Source organism: Pseudidiomarina xizangensis (assembly GCF_052541995.1).
Genome location: NZ_JBOBQA010000005.1, coordinates 61,440 through 77,908, shown reverse-complemented (window position 1 = coordinate 77,908; position 16,469 = coordinate 61,440). Strand labels below are relative to the sequence as shown.

Here is a 16,469-nt window from a genome sequence, read left to right as displayed (position 1 = left end):
AGACGGCCGGCATTGTATCGAACTATAGCTTTACTACGCAAATAGAAAGCCCACGTAAAACCTGGTGGATGCTCTTTACAAAGACTTAACCCCATTGCAGGGACTATTTCACCGACTTAGCTCGTTATCCATGTGAGATTTCAACAAAAGGAGAACTCACATGAAAAAACTCACAGCAATTTCCTTAGCAACATTATTTAGCTTAACCACCATGGCCAGCCAAGCGGCTTTGGCGCAATCCATCGAAGCCTCTGCACAAACGGAGGCTAACGCTAGCTCTAACGTTAATATTAGTAACGATTCTGCTACAGCGAACGTTGATGCTGACGCTGACGCAGACGCTGAAGCCAACGCTGATACTGGAGATGCCCAGGACGACATCACCAATGATGGCGGTGACAACAACGTTCAGGACAGCGAAGAGTCGGCAGCAGAAGGTGCTCAAGCAACCACCTCGGCCACAAGCGAGACCGCCGCGAGCGCAACTGCAGTCTTGAATAATTCGTTGACAAGTGCGACAGATGCAGCAGCTAACGCAACAGCTCAAGTCGACACCGTGATTTCTGACGCCAGCAATACTGCTGAGCAGACGCTCTCACAAACGGTTAATGCTGGTATTGACACTGCGGTAAACCAACAGGTCACTGGCCAGGTTAACAATGCCGTTCAACAGCAAGTGTCTGGCGCCGTAAGTGGTGCGGTGGACGCCACAGTGCGTAACACTATAACCCAGAGCATTGGTCTATAACCCAACCAAAGGCGCAGTAGCTTTAACAGCTAGTGCGCCTTTTTTCGTCATCCAACCACCAAGGAGTAAAACGATGCGCTACAAAACGTTAGTCCCTATGCTACTTATGCTTTCCCTAAATGTTAGCGCTGAAGAACAAGCTGACGCCTGGGAATTCGGCAGCGAAATTGAAGCCGGTTACCGCTATGATAGCAATGTGGGCTTGACTCAAATTGATGAAAACACCTCGCAAAGCGATCAGCTAGTGACCCTACGCGGCAAACTTCAAGCAAACTGGCAAGCGACAGACAAACTTGCGTTCACAGCAAGCTACCAAGCCGAACAAGAACGCTACCGGGAATTTTCTCAGTATGATTTGCAAATTCATACACTAACCGGAGAAGTGAGTTACCAGCTACCATGGTTTAAAGTAGGAATCAGTCAACATAACGCCGACGCGAAAGTTGCAGAAAATGACTTCCTCGACTTTAAGCAAACCAGTTATTATCTGGGCGATTTGATCGGTGACAGCGTTTACTGGCGTTTGGCACATCAACAAATAACCAAGACTTTAACCGATTACCCGCAACGCAACGCTAAAGCGAACTACTACAGCGTCGACACCTTCTGGTTTTTCGCGCAAGGCTCACGGTTTCTTACCTTTGCTTACACCAAGCAAGATGAAGTCGCCGCGGAACCTAAGTTTAGCTTTGCAGGGCACCAATTTCGTTCCAGCGTTAATCAAACTCTGCAGGGCTGGGACCACGCCCAAAAACTGTCTCTGAGTATCACCTACCAAGATCACGACTACCGTGCAGCTTGGTCGCCCGCATCCACTGCCCGGCAAGATCAACTCACTACTTTGGAGGGCAAGTGGGAAGTGCCACTAAGTAACTATTTCGAGCTCGCCCTGACGGCCAAACATAGCAACAGCGAATCTAACGCGGAAGTTGCCGACTATCGTGATACCACAGCCGGAATCAGCTTTAAGCTGAGCTTTTAATTCAGCGACCTGAAGGGCCTGATCAAACCCCGACCGAAGATAGGATCCGGCCCGATTTCACCTAAGTCTTCCAAATAAGGGGCGAGGTAATCCTGTACTGATTTGTGTATTGGCTGATCAGCCAATACGCAACTGAGTAATGCTGACACGACAGGTGCGGCCATCGAGGTGCCTGATTCATAGGTTAGCTCACCACTCGGACGAATAGTTTTCACAGCAACACCAAGCGCCGCATAGTCAATGTGTAAACCACGGTTTGCCCAGCGGTAAATTTGTTGCTTGGCATCCACCGCTGTAACTGCAACAACATCACTATAGGCCGCAGGATATAGGGGCGGAGCAGCTGGTCCGGCATTACCTGCAGCGGCAACAATAATTGTACCCTGCTGCTGTACTCGCTCCACAACAAGCTTTAGAATTGGGTTGTCTGGACCAGTCATCGACATATTGATCACACCAATACCTTCCCCTACCAGCCAGTTCAAAGCTTCGATCAATGCGCTTACGGGTGCCCCTTGGCTGAGCTCATTATGTTGATAAAAGACTTCCGCAGCAAACAACTCTGCCTTAGGTAGTAAAGGTTGTAAGCCAGCTGCTTGCGCGAGCCATAGACCTGCGACAGCAGTGCCATGAGCAAAGGGTTGTTCAAGAGTACGGTCAAGGAACGAACGCTGCCGAATTTGCGCGTCTTTAAAATACCAAAGTGAGCTTTTAATACGGGTGTCAATAACGCCTAGTTTAACTGGAGTATCACAGGCAAACTTGCTGTCATCATCCATTCCAGATGGTGTTTGCCTATCTGTTGGTTTACTTTGCGCAAAGTACACATGCTGCCTGGCTATGGACTCCTGCATTGTGTCTGGTAACAAATCTCGCAAAGCCTCTCGGGAATCGTATTGTGCTGGCACTCGAAAACGGATCACGGTAAGTTGTAATGCAGTTAGCTCCTGACGCGCTATAATGCTCACTGGTAGGCGTTGCAATTGCGCGATGTTATTATTCTGGATAACCACCAGCCATTCACGCTCCAACGCTCGCCAGCCGTTTTCTACTGTGACTTCACGCAACACCACATCACCTGCGGAATTTGTCAGCTCAACCACTTCAGGAATAACATCCGTCAGCTGTGCGGTGAATTGTTCTACGGTGGAAACAGAAACGGCACGAAGCGGCATCAATGTTTCACGTGTCGCGTCGTCAGAGAGATTTTCCACGCGTTCAACCGTAACCGGCAACTGCGGCAACTCTTGCGGTAACTGGGGCAGTTCATTGAGCACTTGCGCGAGCGCGATTGCGGGTGAGATTACGCTCACTGCAACGAATAACAGCACAAACCGTGGTAATCCGTTCATTGGGGGACCTCCCTAAGTTTTTATTCTATCTCTGTAATAACGGCTGATATCTGAGAAAATTCCGTTAGTGATGGAATAAACTTAAACGCCCATACGTTATCCTAACAGAAAGCAATCGGAGCAGTTATGAAAGAACAAATCAGAGAGTTGTTACCTGCTTTGCGTCGGTTCGCGTTGTCGTTGACGGGTAACCTTGCGGATGCGGATGACTTGTTACAATCCACCGTCGAGCGGTTACTCAGTAAACCAATACCGGATAACACCGAACTTGCCGCGTGGGCATTCAAAATTTGTCGCAACCTTTGGATTGATCAACACCGTGCCGCGAAGGTTCGCCAGGATGCCACGGCAAAACCCGAGCTGCAGGCCGGTGCAACCTTTGACAACGAAGCACAAGTAACAACTTTATTAAACTTGCGTGAGGTTGAGCGAGCCATACAACGCCTGCCTGAAGAGCAACGCGTGGTGTTGTCGTTAATCGCAATACAAGGTCTTTCTTACAAAGAAGCTGCCGCTATTCTGGGACTGCCTTCAGGTACAATTATGAGCCGTTTGGCGCGTGCCAGAGCAAAGCTCACGAATGAATTTAATTTGGACTCATCAGGAGCTATTACATGAACATTACTGATGTACAGCTATCTGCCTTTTTGGATAACGAACTTTCCGCTACTGAAATGGAACAAGTGCGTTCTGCCATTGCGACAGATGAACAATTAGCTGAGCGTTTAGCTCAACTCGCTCAGGTTGACGAAATCGCCAGTAAGCGGGCTGAGCTATTAATGCAGACTCCGCTACCCGAAACGGTTCTGGCTATGTTAGATGAGCCGAAAAAATCACCGGTAAAGTGGTTTTTTAATTTGCTCAACTTTAGTTGGCCTACGGCCGCTATAGCTGCAAGTTTAGCTGTCGTGGTGACCCTGCAACTGAGCTCGTTTGGGCAGATATCGTCAACTTCACGTTGGCAAACCCTTACAGCTATACTGGAAACTCAACCAAGCGGCGCAACCTATTCGAAAACAGATTTCGAAGTAAGTCCGCGTTTTAGTTTTCTCAATAAGGAAGGCCAATTCTGCCGACAGTACCGAATCATTGAGGCGTCCGCTGCGGCGGAAGCCATCGCCTGCCGAACCGCTAACGGGCAGTGGCAAGAAATAGCCAAACATACAGCTGTTGCCGCTGAATCGACGGGCGACTATCAGACTGCTACTGGTCAGCATACTCTTGACCTTGTGCTCGACCAGATCATGTATTCGGAGCCCTTAGTAGGAACAGCGGAGCAGCGCTTACTCGATTCTGATTGGCGGGCTTCAGTAAAGGAACCGAGCCAATGAGCATCGTTAAACAGTTTGCACTGTTATGTGTCAGTTTTTTGCTGGTCGCATGTGCAAGCAGCGATTCATACCGGTTGACAGCAGTACCAGGGATTGACTATCAGCAGCAGCAATTGAGTGCCAGGCGGTTCTCATTGCAATTAGCCGGTCCAAGCATGGCACAAAATCAGCAAGCGTTGCTATTACGTGCCGCTGAAATAGCACGACAACTCGACTACGATTGGTTTGTTTTACTGCCGCAAACGATAACCCATGACGCGACAAAACACACAACTCGAAAGCTTGCTGTGGATGTTGTGCTTGGTGTCGGTATTCGTCCAACAAGTACGTGCAGCTACCGCCCTGACAGCATTTTTACTGCCGTTGAGAAGCGGTGGCGTGACTCTGAATTACTGAAAGGTAATTGTTTTACCTAAAATTTTCATTCTAAACGACAGCAATACCTGAGGTTTTTACTAAACTTAATAGCATCTTCTAAAAAGGAGAAAATGATGAACTACATGCGAATGACGATTGTAAGCTTGACCCTAGTACTCGCAGCATGCGCCAGCGAGCCCGATTATCGTGCCGCTGAAGATGGTGGTTATGGTTATACTGAAAATCAGATCACCGATAGCCAGTATCAGGTGAAATTCAAAGCCCGTGGAACCGACAAAGGCGCGGCAACCAACTATGCCTTGCTGCGAGCGGCCGAGGTAACACTACAGAATGACTATGACTGGTTTGTTATTACCCACCGTGAAACACAAGTGGATAAAGAAACCGTTCGTAACACAGACTTCGCTTACCCGACGTCTGGCGATATGATGACCTACTGCAATGCTATTCGTTGCGAAACTCGGTATTATCCGCGCACCGCATTTAGTGCCGGTATCCACGTTGGCGGTCGTACCGATAGTGATATTGTGGTCACCCTGGATATCAAAATGGGTAACGGTGAGCAGCCAGAATCAAACTACAGTTATGACGCTTCTGAAGTGCGTGACAACTTACAACCGAAGAAAACTGAAGAATAATAAGTCTGAAAAAAGCGTACAGAGCCCAGCTTTGTGCGCTTTCTACCTCTAAAGAGTAAATGCTTTTCTACTCCATCGTGATGCGTTCAATTTTTCCGCAACTGGCGTATACTTCGATACATCAAGCGTTATTGACGCAAATCAAGCATCGGTGGTGAAAACAATGACCTCACACATTCATTGTCAAAATTGTAGTATGGCGACGTTGTGTTTGCCCTATCAGCTAAGTCCCGAACAAACGGAAAAGTTGGATACCGTTATTCAGCGTCATCGTCCACTGCAGAAACGCGATGTGCTAATTAATAGCGGCGAACCATTCAATTATTTATATGCCGTTCGCTCAGGCTCGTTGAAGTCTTACTCGTTAGACAGTCAAGGCTGTGAGCAAATTGTCGACTTCCATTTACCCGGCGACTTAATTGGCTTCGACGGCCTCATCGACGGCAAACATCGGAGCTACACTCAAGCTCTGGAAACCACCATGCTGTGTGAGATTCCAATTCAATCGCTGGATCAATTATCGGCTGATCTGCCTGGTCTGCGCAAACAACTGCTCCGGATAATGAGTGGCGAATTGTTTGCCAGCAAGACCTTGCTCGGTACCTTAAACCATCATACGGCGCAGCAGAAATTGGCGAATTTTCTCGTGACATTGTCTTCTCGCTTCCAGCAGCGTGGCCTTTCAAGCCGCGAATTCCGCTTGAGCATGACTCGCGCTGATATTGGTAATTACCTGGGTTTGTCGGTGGAAACCATTAGCCGTATTTTGACGCAACTTCAGAATGAAGGTGTGGTTGCGATACAAAATAAACTTATAGCGATCACCGAGCCAGAACGCTTACGCGCCCTGGCCGCATAATCTACAATTACTGACACGATCCGCAGCAAAAATCGCTACCATGCTGCGGTACTGCTTGTGGCTCGCGAAATAAAACTTCGTTTTCTAACGCGATATGCTGTTGCAGGTCGTGAATCAAATCTTGGGTCCCTTCGTAGAGCATAATCCAGCTTCCACATGCACCTCGGGGCGCCTTGCCATCACGAGTCAGCTTCGCTAATTTCGCGATCATGATGTCATGTTCGCCGTGCTCTTCTTCCATCACGGCGATCGGCCCGCTTGGGTAAATACCGCCCGCAAGCATGGGGAACAAAATCTGCTCCTCTTTCATCATGTGGCTTTCCAATTCGTTACTCATTTCGGTAAGTAAATCAGCCAAACCTTCGGGGCACTCCTCATGGTCGTTATGCACGCTTTCAATCTTTCTGGCGAGCTGAATGAGCTCAGGAAATTGCTGACGGTGCTTTTCATGGAAATTCGTTAACACAAATTGGATCAGGTCCTGGGTTGGCGCATCACGCCATTGGTCGGTCAGTTGTTGGTGCATATCGGCATCCTTAATCACAAAAATGAATAGACTTCTTGCTTATAACTGCAATTTAAGTGCCAAAACTACCTACTTTGATTTATATAGAATTTTGTTCGCCGATGGTAAATTACACCCATTATTATACGGGTCCATCCCGCCTAAATGGGTTGATTTAACCATGCAAGAAACATCACTACTTGAAACCCTGGTCGCTGACCTGGTCACTGAACTACCGGCCGTTGTCCGCTTACAAAAACTCGTCACCACTTTGCGCCGCCATTTCAGCTGCGGTGCTGTGGTGCTATTGCAGCAAGATCAGCAGGTACTGCGACCAATTGCCGGCATCGGCTTAGTACGTGAAGCGCTAGGTCGGCGATTTATCACTGAGCAACATCCTCGACTTGCTGCGATATTAACTGCACGTGAAACCGTACGGTTTGAGCCGGACAGTCAACTCCCCGACCCATACGATGGGTTAATTGAAGACTGCCCAGACGAGCGTCTGGCCGTGCACGACTGTATGGGGATCGCCTTGTATGTCGAGGGTAAGTGCTGGGGCGCGCTTACTTTAGATGCCCTGCAACCAGGAACTTTTGATGCGCAGACCATGCGCGAATTACAACGCGCTAGCTTGTTAGTTGAGGCGGCCATTCGGATGGGGCAGCTTGAACAAAATATTCGGGCACTGCGCAATAATCGCCGTGACGGTGAGACTGCCCTGCAGAATGAGACCTCTACTGGGTCAGAAATCATCGGTCATAGCGCCGCATTGCAGCAGGTGTTGCAGGAGTTGGAAGTAGTTGCTAGCGCTGACTTGCCAGTATTGTTACTCGGCGAAACTGGGGTCGGTAAAGAATTGTTCGCCCGCCAACTGCATCGTTGGTCGTCACGCAGCAAGCAACCTTTAGTTTATGTCAATTGTGCGGCGCTACCCGAGTCGTTGGCGGAAAGTGAACTCTTTGGTCATACCCGAGGCGCGTTTTCCGGTGCCGCGACCGAGCGTGCCGGGAAATTTGATAGTGCTGACGGCGGTACCTTGTTTCTCGACGAAGTCGGTGAACTCCCCGCATCAATTCAGGCAAAGTTATTACGCACCTTACAAAATGGTGAGATTCAACGTCTCGGCAGCGATAAATGCCACAAAGTAGACGTGCGTATTGTCGCTGCCACTAACCGTGATCTGAAACAACAAGTTAAAACCGGTGACTTCCGCGCTGACTTGTATCACCGACTGAGTGTTTACCCGTTACCGATACCGCCGTTACGTGAACGACGGGAAGATATTCCCTTACTGGTTGGTCATTTTCTTGAATTGAACCGAGCGCGCCTTGGACTCCGGGCATTACGTCTGAGCTCGGCCGCCGAGCACGCCTTGGTCCAATACGATTGGCCCGGCAATGTTCGGGAGCTGGAACATACTGTTAGCCGCGCCGCGATCAAAGCATTAAGCCAAGGCGCTGAGCGCAACGACATTGTCAGTATTGCCCCAGAGTTACTCGACTTACCGAACGCCCCGGCGGCCAGCTTGACGGTCGACAGCGAAGCCATAACCACCACTAGCATGAACTTGCGCGATGCCGTGCAGCAACTGCAAACTCAATTGATCGAGCGCGCATTAACGCAAGCAGACTATAAATGGACCCAGGCGGCACGTATACTGGAGGTCGACCCAAGTAACCTGCATAAGCTCGCGCAGCGGCTTGGCTTAAAGTAGCGCGCGAGGGGAGATAGATGACTGTCATACTGCGAATTCTGCTGTGGCGCACAATTGCCATTGTTGCTCTGCTGCTAGGTCTAATCGGGCTATTGCTGCCGATAATGCCCACCGTACCTTTCCTGCTGATCGCGGCATGGGCAGGCGGTAAAGGCTGGCCAGTACTCGAAGCCAAGCTACTTGCACATCCAAAATATGGCCCTCAGATTATTGCCTGGCGCCACTATGGTGTGGTGAAACGACAGCCCAAAGTCATCGCGATTGTTATGATGACCGGTAGCGCCATAATGCTCAGCTTTAGTCCGGCTCACCTTGCTATCAAACTGACCGTGATCGGAATTATGCTTGTTGTCGCAATATGGCTGATACTGCGGCCAGAACACCCGCCTTTAGCCGACTCGCACCAACAGGAGACACCATCCGATGACGCTTCCTGAACTTACTCGCGAACAACTGTTGCGCTATAGCCGCCACGTAATGCTGCCAAGTTTTGATCTGAACGGACAAGAACGTATTTTGGCGAGTAAAGTGCTGGTTATTGGTATGGGTGGTTTGGGATGTGCAGTCACACCCTACCTTGTTGGTAGCGGCGTCGGTAAGTTGACATTGGTGGATGATGATGTGGTTGATACGCACAACCTGCCGCGGCAAACGCTGTATCAACACGACGACATTGGCGTTGCCAAGGTCGTTGCCGCCCAACAGCGGCTGCGCACCATAAACGCGGATGCTGACATCAACATTCTGACGCAGCGCGCCGATGCAAAATTACTCTTGTCTTTAGTTCAGCAGCACGATGTTGTGGTCGATTGTTGCGATAACCTGGCAACTCGTAACGCCATCAACGCCGCCTGTGTTGCAGCAGAAAAGCCCTTGGTTTCAGGCGCTGCAATCCGCTATGAGGGGCAGCTCAGTGTCTTTTTGAACCAACAGCACGGGCCTTGTTATCAGTGTTTTAGCTTGCTCTTTGGTGAACAACAATTAAGTTGTATGGAGTCAGGTATTCTCGCGCCCGTAGTTGGCGTAATTGGCTCGATGCAGGCGGTCGAAACGCTGAAGCTGTTAGCGCAAATTGGCGAGCCCATTGCCGGGCATGTACTGCTGTACGACGGCTTACATGGCGACTGGCAAAAATTTCAACTCAGCCGCCATCCGCAGTGCCCGCTTTGCAATTCTTAGCCGGGGCGCCCATCCGCTCGCGGTAACGTGAGAATTGGTAGATACACCACCACATAAATCAGATACGCCACTATCCAGGCAGAGCCTGCGAAAAGATACCATTGGTAGGTCGCTTCCGGCCAAAACCATGCGACAAACACGCGCAGCACTGCGGCGAGAATCACCAACAAAAATGCCAACGACATTATTTTTTTAGGTTGCAGAGGTCGGCCACTGTGACCAAGCGAAACTCGCGCCAGCATGCTTAAAATCATATTCCCCATAGCACCTACCGTTAAAGCATGTATCGCGGTGCTGACGCTAACCTCACCGGTGGCATGATGCCAGGCAAACAAGGCCAAGCCAATCGGGAGAAACCAGTAGGCCACATGAAATGACCAAAGTAAGGGTACGCGCAGGGTCGTCCATATTTTCCAGCGGGCACAGCGTACCGCCAACAATAATGCTGCAACACCATATAGAATGGCCAGTGCGGTTCCATTCAACCAACTGCTCAACTGGGTGATTTGTAATGCAAAGATCAACCACAAACTGCCTAAGCTTAAACGGTCAAGCCAGACAATAGGTTGCACTTTCTCGGTCATGGTGCCATTTGCAGTAAACATAGGTAGCACGCGGCCGCCAACAATAGCCATCAGTAGCGTGATTAATATCACCGCATTCTGGCTGCCCACTTGTTGCAAATCAAAGCGACCCGTCATGCGTCCGTAATACATCAACGCATTACATAGGGTAAGTAGCAGCAGTACCGGCACAAAGAATAAATTCCGCTGCTGTTTGACCGCAATTAACGGCATCGCCAAGAGTATGGTGGCGAGAGGAAGAAACAGGAGATCAAGGGTGATCGGTACAATAGGCGGCAAGTAAGCACCAAATAGCAAGCTAATACGACCAAGTAACCAGACCGCGGTGAGCATGCCAAGCGAGCGACCGTGGGTTGCCCGTAAGCCCGTCCAATTTTGTACCGCAGTAAGCAAAAAGCCTACGATAATGGCAGCGACAAAACCAAAGATCATTTCGTGGCTATGCCAGAACATCACATCAGCAAACACTGGCAATTGCACAGTGCCGCTTAATACCCAGAGCCACAACATCATCGCTACCGCACTGAAAGTGGCGCCTAGCAAGAACATTGGACGAAAAGCTTGCCGCAGCAGCGGCCACATTTTTTCTTCTACTTTGAGATCGGTAATTTGCAGCATGTGCGCACCCTTTAAAACATACATTTTGTATCTATGTTTATACCACAGCTCAGTCCAAATTCCAGCTAGATTTCCTGGAGATACCTCTTAAAAACAGCGGCTAATCCAGAGACAAAACCGAACTACCGCATTGGAGGTAGTGTGCCGCAAATACCCTGGCTTCACGGCAATATAAGGTTCTATCCCAAAAGCAATAGAACGCGTTTAAACCGCTGTTTTCGCGGTGATTAGACAATTATCAGCAGTGCAATATTTCAGTAGACTTGTGGCAGAACCTGAATCTCGTGCCCAAGGAGCATGATTATGGCTACACCCCAACCGCAAGTGAGTAAGTTCGATCGCTACCGAGCACTCGGCCTCTCAACTTTTGCGTTCACACTGTGTTTTGCAGTGTGGACCATTTTTTCGATTATTGGTATTCAAATAAAAGACGACTTTTCGTTGACGGATACTCAGCTTGGTTTGCTCATGGCAACACCCATTCTGACCGGTTCGATTAGTCGCTTGTTCCTCGGTATCTGGACCGACCGCCTTGGCGGCCGCTGGGTATTTGGCGTACTGATGTTAACCACAGCGCTCTGTGTTTACCTGTTAACCTTTGCCAATAGTTACGCCATGCTTTTAGTTGGCGCCTTAGGCGTGGGCTTAGCCGGCGGTGCTTTCATCGTTGGTGTCACCTACACCTCATCATGGTTCGACAGCAAACAGCAGGGCACGGCACTCGGTATCTTTGGTGCTGGTAACGTGGGTTCGGCGGTCACGAATTTTGGTGCACCTTTCCTATTAGTTGCCTTAGGCTGGCAAGGCGCAGCGCAGGTTTATGCGACCGTGATAGGCATCATGGGTATTGCCTTTATTGTGCTGGCCAAAGAAGATCCGATGACGCAGCAACGCCGTCAGCAACCTAAGCAAACCTTTATGCAGCAGATGGCTCCGCTTGCAGAGCTGCGCGTCTGGCGGTTTAGCTTGTACTACTTCTTTGTGTTTGGAGCTTTTGTTGCCTTGGCATTATGGCTGCCGCACTACCTTATGGAAGTGTACGACCTAAGCATCACCGAAGCAGGCATTATTGCTGCTCTGTATACGATTCCTGCATCGTTATTCCGCATTCTCGGCGGCTGGATGTCTGATAAGTATGGTGCGCGCCGTGTCATGTACTGGACCTTTATAGCGTCAGCAATTTGTACCTTTATGCTCAGCTATCCCTCAACAGAGTACGTTATACAAGGCGTTCATGGTGAGATTCGGTTCCAGTTTGAGGTAACACTTGCCGCTTTTGTAGTTCTGACTTTTGTTTTAGGCTTTTTCATGTCGCTTGGTAAAGCCGCAGTGTTCAAACATATTCCGGTTTACTACCCGAAGAGTGTTGGCGCTGTTGGTGGTGCTGTAGGGATGATTGGCGGTCTGGGTGGTTTCCTGTTACCGCTAACTTTCGGTATGTTGAATGACATTATTGGTGTTTGGCAAAGCGTGTTTATGTTGCTGTTCGCCATTACCATCATTTCATTACTCTGGATGCACTTTTCAATTCGCCGGGCGGAACGCATCGAATTACGTGGTGATGTTGAGCAAACCGATTTACCTGAATTCTCAACTCCCGACTACTACACCCTTGATGACTGGCGCCCGGAAGACAAAGAGTTTTGGGAAAATAAAGGCAAAAAGATCGCAAGCCGCAATTTGTGGATATCAATTCCTAACCTGTTCCTGGCCTTCGCAGTTTGGACTATTTGGAGTATTTTGGTGGTCAAAATGCCGCAACTTGGCTTCACTTACTCCTCAAACGAACTCTTTTGGCTTGCCGCTTTACCAGCATTGTCTGGCGCGACCTTACGAATATTTTATAGCTTTATGGTGCCAATATTTGGCGGCAGACGCTGGACCGCAATTTCTACAGCCTCACTCTTGATCCCCTGTATCTGGATCGGGTTTGCGGTGCAGAACCCAGACACGCCTTACATCATCATGCTGATACTGGCCCTGTTATGCGGTTTTGGCGGGGGCAACTTCTCTAGCTCGATGGCCAATATCAGCTTCTTCTATCCACAGAAGGAAAAAGGTGCGGCACTCGGCATGAATGCCGGTTTGGGTAATCTGGGTGTTTCGGGCATGCAGCTACTTGCGCCTTTGGTCATTGCTGCAAGTGTGTTCGGTTCATTTGGCGGTGATCCGCTTGTGGTGCAACAAGGCGCACAAGCGGGTAGCGAAATTTGGCTACAAAATGCTGCGTTCTTATGGGTACCATTCATTGTCATTGCCGCCATTGCCGCATGGTTTGGTATGAACGATATCTCCTCGGCTAAAGCTTCGTTTAGCGATCAAGCAGTAATTTTTAAACGTTCGCACAACTGGATCATGAGTGTTCTGTACTTAGGTACTTTTGGTAGCTTCATCGGTTTTGCCGCTGGCTTTCCATTGTTATCCGGTATGTTGTTCCCTGAGGTCGACCCAACTAAGTACGCTTTCCTGGGGCCTTTAGTCGGTGCTTTATCGCGACCATTCGGGGGTGTACTCGCCGATAAACTTGGTGGTGCGCGGGTGACATTCTGGAACTTCTTGTTAATGATTGCTGGGGTGGTCGGCGTTATCTACTTCCTACCACTAGGTGACAATGCAGGCAGTTTCGTAGGCTTCTTTGTAGCGTTCTTAGTGTTGTTCATTGCGACAGGCATAGGTAATGGGTCGACTTTCCGCATGGTACCTGTGATTTTCTTAAATCAGCGCAAACGTGTGCATGGTGATACGGATTTAGCTGTCAAAGAAGGTAATAAAGAATCAGCGGCGGTGATTGGTTTTATCTCAGCTTTCGCAGCTTACGGTGGCTTCTTTATTCCTAAAGCCTACGGTACCTCGATCGCATTCACTGGCGGCGTTGCCGGTGCACTTTATGCGTTTATCATCTTCTACGCACTGTGTACCGCCATGACCTGGTGGTTCTACTCACGCCGCAATGCTCCAAACCCTTGCTAGCAGCTGTAAACCCGGTAGCCCGCACTTCTAGTGCGGGTTCAACCTGCCGATAGAACTATATTTATTGGTCGATATCGTCGGAATTTTCTGATTTGGCCCGTACTAGAAGTACGGGCTACTTTGTTGGTCGGAAGGGTTGGATAACGGTTTCGTCGCACTCAAGGAAGGGGCCTTCCATGAGGTCGATACAATAAGGTACCGCAGGAAAGACAGCATCGAGACACTGCCGAATAGCTTTAGGCTTTCCAGGCAAGTTTATAATCAAACTACTTCCCCGCAAACCCGCAGTTTGTCGCGACAAAATTGCCGTCGGTACATATTTCAACGACTCCATTCGCATCAATTCACCGAAGCCCGGCATCATTCGATCGCATACGGCTTCGGTAGCTTCAGGCGTAACATCACGTTTTGCTGGCCCCGTGCCGCCTGTAGTAACGACCAAGCAGCAGTGCTCGTCATCGACCAATTCAATCAGCGTTGCTTCGATTTGTTCCGGCTCGTCAGGAATCAAACGGTACACTGCTTGCCACGGTGAATTAAGGTATTCGCCTAAAGTACTTTCGATGGCTTTGCCAGATATATCTTCGTAAACGCCAGCGCTCGCCCGATCACTTACGGTCACAATACCAATGCGTGCGGTACTCTTAGCAGTCATCTTCTATCCTTTCTGTTACTTGGGTCATACCAGCAAGTTGAAGCCAGTAACCATTACTTTCGTTGTTCGCCAATCGGTAGGGCCGCCGACCATCTTGATTCATGCGGAACCGTTGTAACCAAGTGAAACTATCATGAGGTGCGGGGCTTAAGCGTACCATATCCACTAAACCATGCATGCCCTTCAATTGATTGATTAAATTGTAACGGGTACCTGACTGGGTTTGAATGCCGTTAAGCACAAATACGTCTGTGCCATCTTGACTCGTGACTGTGCGCCCTTGTGGATACTTAATGCAGCATAATTCGCACTGATCTTTCGGGCGATTTTCAGAGCGCGCGGTAAAGCAACGTCCCGACCATGCAAGAGGTAAGTGACCGAAAGCTAACAGTTCGGTTTCGAAGCAATCGCGAACACTTTCAATCATAGGTTCGGCGAGAAGTTCTGCCAACCAATCCCGCGATAACTCCACCGGTACGACCCAGCGTTTCATACCCATGCCAATGAATCGCCGTAAACTATGTTGATTGTAAATTTGTAGTGCGGCGCCGCCCACAAAAGGCAGTTTGTTTTCATTTAACATACTAATGGCGCCAACGTCATTGGCCTCCACCATAAACTCACCGTTATCACAATACTTGCGTAACTCACGTAGTTCAGACGGTGCTTCCAGTAAGGTCATGGTCGATAGACAAACCTGTTTCCCGGCTTCACGCAATTGTTGTGCGATACGAAAGTAATCTTCGAACTTGAGTTCGCGTCGTTTGCTACACACGGTCTCGCCCAAATACACGCATTCGACATCTGAGTCCGCCACATCACGATAAAATGCCTCGACCTGCGCTCGTGGCCAAAAATAAACAATAGGTCCAAAAGAAAACTGCATAATTATTTCCATTTCCGGTGGTATGCGCCAAGAGTTGTCTGACTACCTTCAGAAAGGTTAGCCAACACCGCATTCCATTCGCTTTGCACAGCAAAATGTTCAGGGTCTCTCATAACGTGGTCAATCGCCTGTCGCCAAACACGAGTAATTTGTGCGACATAAGCTGGGCTGCGCTGCCGACCTTCGATCTTCAAGCTAGCGATACCTTCGCGATAAAGTTCCGGTAACAAGTCCAGCGTGTTTAAACTGGTGGGTTCCTCCAGCGCATGATAAGTGTCATCGCCGACTTTGAAGCGGCCCTTACACAGCGTGGGATAGCCGGCCGTTTCGTTAGCGGCAAAGCGATCGATCATAATGCCATTTAACCGTGATTCGAGGCCACCATCTGCCGTCTCATCCCAGCGCACAAACTGTGCCGGTGAACAAGCACCTGCGGTGTTCGGTGATTGTCCGGTCATGTACGAGCTCAAATAACAGCGGCCTTCCGCCATAATACAGAGACTACCAAAGGCAAAGACTTCTAGGTCAACATCGGTGGTCCGTGCTAGAGCCCGCACCTGCTGCATCGACAGCACGCGCGGCAACACCACTCGTTTTACGCCAAATTGCTTGTAGAAATCGATCGCCGCAGCGTTCGTTGCGGACGCTTGTACGCTTAAATGCAACTCGAGCTTAGGATAACGTTCAGCGGCATAAGCGAGAACTGCAACATCAGCCACAATGAGCACGTCGACGCCGGCGGCGGCGGCATCATCTACTGCCTGACGCCAATGGTCCCAAGTCCGCACATGGGCAAAGGTATTAATTGCGACATGAATCTTTTTACCGTAGCTGTGTACCAACCGCACCGCTTCTCGTAAGCTTTGCGCATCGAGATTCAGACCTGCGAAATGCCGCGCATTGGTTTCACCTTTAAAACCGACATAGACTGCGTCAGCACCATTTTCCAGCGCGGCTTTTAATGCTGGCATACTACCAGCAGGGCAGAGAAGTTCCATTTTGTTGATCCTTGCCGTAAACATACATCAATAATGAGTATTATAATGCTTGGTATCTTTGACGGGGCG

General features: G+C 49.4%; 17 protein-coding genes. 11 read left to right on the top strand and 6 right to left on the bottom strand.

From position 1 onward, the window contains the following. Positions 1–160: 160 nt before the first annotated feature. Positions 161–748 carry a hypothetical protein gene (locus ACQ5ES_RS10745; RefSeq protein ID WP_445016693.1) on the top strand — a complete coding sequence of 196 codons (588 nt, stop codon included), beginning with the start codon at positions 161–163 and terminating at the stop codon, positions 746–748. A gap of 73 nt (positions 749–821) precedes the next feature. Beyond that, a complete protein-coding gene (locus ACQ5ES_RS10740; protein ID WP_445016691.1) occupies positions 822–1,730 on the top strand; it encodes a hypothetical protein in 909 nt (302 codons plus the stop codon). On the opposite strand, the gene ACQ5ES_RS10735 is transcribed toward ACQ5ES_RS10740, so the two are convergent. Next, complete coding sequence (locus ACQ5ES_RS10735; protein ID WP_445016689.1) at positions 1,727–3,082, bottom strand: S8 family serine peptidase; 1,356 nt, start codon at positions 3,080–3,082, stop codon at positions 1,727–1,729. The two genes, ACQ5ES_RS10740 and ACQ5ES_RS10735, sit on opposite strands and share 4 nt — an antisense overlap. Positions 3,083–3,208: 126 nt before the next feature. Here ACQ5ES_RS10735 and ACQ5ES_RS10730 point away from each other — a divergent pair, with 126 nt between their 5' ends. The 5 genes from ACQ5ES_RS10730 to fnr all read left to right on the top strand — a co-directional run bounded on the left by ACQ5ES_RS10730 (position 3,209) and on the right by fnr (position 6,288). Continuing rightward, positions 3,209–3,700 carry an RNA polymerase sigma factor gene (locus tag ACQ5ES_RS10730; protein WP_445016687.1) on the top strand — a complete coding sequence of 164 codons (492 nt, stop codon included), beginning with the start codon at positions 3,209–3,211 and terminating at the stop codon, positions 3,698–3,700. Continuing rightward, entirely contained in the window at positions 3,697–4,413 is a 717-nt protein-coding gene (locus tag ACQ5ES_RS10725; protein ID WP_445016685.1) for an anti-sigma factor family protein, read from the top strand. Before ACQ5ES_RS10730 ends, ACQ5ES_RS10725 begins: the two co-directional genes overlap by 4 nt. Then, positions 4,410–4,829 (top strand): CC0125/CC1285 family lipoprotein, encoded by a 420-nt coding sequence (locus ACQ5ES_RS10720; protein ID WP_445016683.1) that lies wholly within the window; start codon positions 4,410–4,412, stop codon positions 4,827–4,829. Before ACQ5ES_RS10725 ends, ACQ5ES_RS10720 begins: the two co-directional genes overlap by 4 nt. Before the next feature lie 72 nt (positions 4,830–4,901). After that, positions 4,902–5,429: a CC0125/CC1285 family lipoprotein gene (locus ACQ5ES_RS10715; RefSeq protein WP_445016681.1), complete on the top strand. Its 528-nt coding sequence runs from the start codon at positions 4,902–4,904 to the stop codon at positions 5,427–5,429. A gap of 130 nt (positions 5,430–5,559) precedes the next feature. Beyond that, positions 5,560–6,288, top strand: coding sequence for a fumarate/nitrate reduction transcriptional regulator Fnr (fnr, locus tag ACQ5ES_RS10710; RefSeq protein ID WP_445016885.1), 729 nt, complete (start codon positions 5,560–5,562; stop codon positions 6,286–6,288). 7 nt (positions 6,289–6,295) lie between these two features. Here fnr and ACQ5ES_RS10705 read toward each other — a convergent pair whose 3' ends face one another. Further along, positions 6,296–6,814: a hemerythrin domain-containing protein gene (locus tag ACQ5ES_RS10705; RefSeq protein ID WP_445016679.1), complete on the bottom strand. Its 519-nt coding sequence runs from the start codon at positions 6,812–6,814 to the stop codon at positions 6,296–6,298. Between the two features lie 160 nt (positions 6,815–6,974). Here ACQ5ES_RS10705 and norR point away from each other — a divergent pair, with 160 nt between their 5' ends. Genes norR through ACQ5ES_RS10690 form a run of 3 tightly spaced genes read left to right on the top strand, consistent with a single transcriptional unit; the run spans position 6,975 to position 9,689 of the window. Continuing rightward, positions 6,975–8,510 (top strand): nitric oxide reductase transcriptional regulator NorR, encoded by a 1,536-nt coding sequence (norR, locus tag ACQ5ES_RS10700; RefSeq protein WP_445016677.1) that lies wholly within the window; start codon positions 6,975–6,977, stop codon positions 8,508–8,510. Positions 8,511–8,527: 17 nt separating this feature from the next. After that, complete coding sequence (locus ACQ5ES_RS10695; protein WP_445016676.1) at positions 8,528–8,947, top strand: YbaN family protein; 420 nt, start codon at positions 8,528–8,530, stop codon at positions 8,945–8,947. Then, the gene (locus tag ACQ5ES_RS10690; protein ID WP_445016674.1) at positions 8,934–9,689 is read left to right on the top strand and encodes a HesA/MoeB/ThiF family protein; all 756 of its coding nucleotides are present in this window, start codon (positions 8,934–8,936) and stop codon (positions 9,687–9,689) included. The genes ACQ5ES_RS10695 and ACQ5ES_RS10690 overlap by 14 nt, the downstream gene beginning before the upstream one ends. On the opposite strand, the gene ACQ5ES_RS10685 is transcribed toward ACQ5ES_RS10690, so the two are convergent. Beyond that, complete coding sequence (locus tag ACQ5ES_RS10685) at positions 9,686–10,891, bottom strand: NnrS family protein (RefSeq protein ID WP_445016672.1); 1,206 nt, start codon at positions 10,889–10,891, stop codon at positions 9,686–9,688. The genes ACQ5ES_RS10690 and ACQ5ES_RS10685 overlap by 4 nt on opposite strands. 303 nt (positions 10,892–11,194) lie before the next feature. On the opposite strand from ACQ5ES_RS10685, the gene ACQ5ES_RS10680 reads away from it, so the two are divergent. Beyond that, the gene (locus tag ACQ5ES_RS10680; protein WP_445016670.1) at positions 11,195–13,861 is read left to right on the top strand and encodes a nitrate/nitrite transporter; all 2,667 of its coding nucleotides are present in this window, start codon (positions 11,195–11,197) and stop codon (positions 13,859–13,861) included. 115 nt (positions 13,862–13,976) lie between these two features. Here ACQ5ES_RS10680 and mog read toward each other — a convergent pair whose 3' ends face one another. From mog to ubiU, 3 genes are read right to left on the bottom strand one after another with little or no spacing between them, the layout of a single operon-like run. After that, positions 13,977–14,516: a molybdopterin adenylyltransferase gene (gene mog / locus ACQ5ES_RS10675; RefSeq protein WP_445016668.1), complete on the bottom strand. Its 540-nt coding sequence runs from the start codon at positions 14,514–14,516 to the stop codon at positions 13,977–13,979. Beyond that, positions 14,506–15,402 (bottom strand): U32 family peptidase, encoded by an 897-nt coding sequence (locus ACQ5ES_RS10670; protein ID WP_445016666.1) that lies wholly within the window; start codon positions 15,400–15,402, stop codon positions 14,506–14,508. Before ACQ5ES_RS10670 ends, mog begins: the two co-directional genes overlap by 11 nt. Positions 15,403–15,404: 2 nt before the next feature. Beyond that, positions 15,405–16,400: a ubiquinone anaerobic biosynthesis protein UbiU gene (ubiU, locus tag ACQ5ES_RS10665; RefSeq protein WP_445016664.1), complete on the bottom strand. Its 996-nt coding sequence runs from the start codon at positions 16,398–16,400 to the stop codon at positions 15,405–15,407. Positions 16,401–16,469 lie beyond the last annotated feature (69 nt).

Coding starts and splice junctions, on each gene's coding strand:
- ACQ5ES_RS10705 (WP_445016679.1), bottom strand. CDS start 6,814: ATGCACCAACAACTGACCGACCAATGGCGTGATGCGCCAACCCAGGAC.
- ACQ5ES_RS10740 (WP_445016691.1), top strand. CDS start 822: ATGCGCTACAAAACGTTAGTCCCTATGCTACTTATGCTTTCCCTAAAT.
- mog (WP_445016668.1), bottom strand. CDS start 14,516: ATGACTGCTAAGAGTACCGCACGCATTGGTATTGTGACCGTAAGTGAT.
- ACQ5ES_RS10745 (WP_445016693.1), top strand. CDS start 161: ATGAAAAAACTCACAGCAATTTCCTTAGCAACATTATTTAGCTTAACC.
- ACQ5ES_RS10680 (WP_445016670.1), top strand. CDS start 11,195: ATGGCTACACCCCAACCGCAAGTGAGTAAGTTCGATCGCTACCGAGCA.
- ACQ5ES_RS10720 (WP_445016683.1), top strand. CDS start 4,410: ATGAGCATCGTTAAACAGTTTGCACTGTTATGTGTCAGTTTTTTGCTG.
- ACQ5ES_RS10735 (WP_445016689.1), bottom strand. CDS start 3,082: ATGAACGGATTACCACGGTTTGTGCTGTTATTCGTTGCAGTGAGCGTA.
- ACQ5ES_RS10725 (WP_445016685.1), top strand. CDS start 3,697: ATGAACATTACTGATGTACAGCTATCTGCCTTTTTGGATAACGAACTT.
- ACQ5ES_RS10730 (WP_445016687.1), top strand. CDS start 3,209: ATGAAAGAACAAATCAGAGAGTTGTTACCTGCTTTGCGTCGGTTCGCG.
- ACQ5ES_RS10690 (WP_445016674.1), top strand. CDS start 8,934: ATGACGCTTCCTGAACTTACTCGCGAACAACTGTTGCGCTATAGCCGC.
- ACQ5ES_RS10695 (WP_445016676.1), top strand. CDS start 8,528: ATGACTGTCATACTGCGAATTCTGCTGTGGCGCACAATTGCCATTGTT.
- ACQ5ES_RS10685 (WP_445016672.1), bottom strand. CDS start 10,891: ATGCTGCAAATTACCGATCTCAAAGTAGAAGAAAAAATGTGGCCGCTG.
- norR (WP_445016677.1), top strand. CDS start 6,975: ATGCAAGAAACATCACTACTTGAAACCCTGGTCGCTGACCTGGTCACT.
- ACQ5ES_RS10715 (WP_445016681.1), top strand. CDS start 4,902: ATGATGAACTACATGCGAATGACGATTGTAAGCTTGACCCTAGTACTC.
- ubiU (WP_445016664.1), bottom strand. CDS start 16,400: ATGGAACTTCTCTGCCCTGCTGGTAGTATGCCAGCATTAAAAGCCGCG.
- ACQ5ES_RS10670 (WP_445016666.1), bottom strand. CDS start 15,402: ATGCAGTTTTCTTTTGGACCTATTGTTTATTTTTGGCCACGAGCGCAG.